3 protein-coding genes and 1 riboswitch are annotated in these 1,389 nt (G+C 31.8%); of the genes, 2 read left to right on the top strand and 1 reads right to left on the bottom strand.

From position 1 onward, the window contains the following. Positions 1-185 (top strand): DUF5658 family protein (locus V7149_RS26180; protein ID WP_335348476.1); only part of this gene is annotated, 185 nt, incomplete at its 5' end. 226 nt (positions 186-411) lie between these two features. Further along, positions 412-569, top strand: a riboswitch (cyclic di-GMP riboswitch). A gap of 29 nt (positions 570-598) precedes the next feature. Further along, complete coding sequence (locus tag V7149_RS26175; RefSeq protein ID WP_335348475.1) at positions 599-751, top strand: anti-repressor SinI family protein; 153 nt, start codon at positions 599-601, stop codon at positions 749-751. Positions 752-880: 129 nt separating this feature from the next. On the opposite strand, the gene V7149_RS26170 is transcribed toward V7149_RS26175, so the two are convergent. Beyond that, positions 881-1,204 (bottom strand): helix-turn-helix domain-containing protein, encoded by a 324-nt coding sequence (locus V7149_RS26170; protein ID WP_335348474.1) that lies wholly within the window; start codon positions 1,202-1,204, stop codon positions 881-883. Positions 1,205-1,389: the final 185 nt, after the last annotated feature.

Here is a 1,389-nt window from a genome sequence, read left to right as displayed (position 1 = left end):
TTTACCAAACAAATCCTTTCTATTTTCTTGGTTATAAAGTAATTCTATCTGCTGCTCTATTTATGTTCCTTTTTATAAAAAAACTTCCCCGTAAAAAAATTGTACATAATTTAGCCCTTGCAGCCACTGGCTTATATACGATTGTGTTTGTTATTCATGCCATTTGGATTATAACACTCATATAAAATAATAAAAAAGAATTTCGACTATATTTAACACAATTATGATTGAAACTAGATAAAAATAGATATCTTTTCTAAGATTAAAGGGATTTATGTAAATATTGTGGTAAATTGTAAAAAAATGTAGAAAAAAGGGTAAAAATTATTTGAAAATTTACAAAATATAACACAATTACCAAAAGCCTATCTATTACAATATAACTAGATGATCATTACATAAGGAAATAGCTTCAGAAAAAGGCAAACCTATTGAAAAATAGGGACGCAAAGTCACAGGTCTAAAGTATGGATAAAGCGTTCTTTTTTAAAATATTGCTGCATAAACTCAATATAGCAGGCAGCTCATAGAAAAGGCAGATTCCATACCAAGATGGCTGGATTGCCTGGAATACGATTCGTATTTTGGGGGGAAGAGTGTGGGGAAAACGAGAGTTCCAATGGAATTACTAGACAGTGAGTGGATGAATTTAATCATGAAGGCGAAGCAAATGGGGATTAAGAAAGAGGAAATCAGGGAGTTTTTATTAAAAACTGGGGTAAAAAAGCTAGCTTTAGAAGTAGCTGAATAGAGATAAATGCACAAATAGTTAAGTGTTTCTAAAAGGACTACTGTTCTTTATAGAAATGCTTTTTATTTTGCAAAAAAGACGCAGAGGGTCAATGTTTACCTTTGCGTCTTCTTACGAACAGCCAATAACTCATTTATTTTGATCAATTCTCCATTTATTAAATTCAAGAAATTCCCGGAACTGGTCTTTAGAAACACCAGAATTCATGGCTTCTTGTACGATATCGATCCATTCCGAATCCAATTCATCTGTATTCGGCTGTTCATGAATTAAATGATCAACCGGTACAAGAAGAACAGCTGCGATTTTTTCAAGAAATTGTATGGAAGGATTAGTTTGCAGGTTTCTTTCCAGCGAACTTAAGTATGATTTGGCAACACCAGCTTGTTCGGCAAGCTCGGATAACGACATTTTCTTTTCTTTACGAAGTAATTTTACGCGATCACCGATCATCCAATCTCACACACCTTATCAATAAATAATATTAAATCAATTGGAATTTCTGTATTGAGAACGGATTGTTCAAAATATATATTTACATCTTAACATAAACTTCGTTTAGTTGAAAAAAAATTTGTGGGTAATATGTATTTTTTCAAAAAATATAAAAATTTGAAAGTGAGAGGGCTGTTCTATAG

The sequence above is a fragment of the Bacillus sp. JJ1503 genome, assembly GCF_036965125.1.
GTDB lineage: Bacteria > Bacillota > Bacilli > Bacillales > Cytobacillaceae > Cytobacillus.
This window is presented reverse-complemented; position numbering and strand designations above follow the sequence as displayed.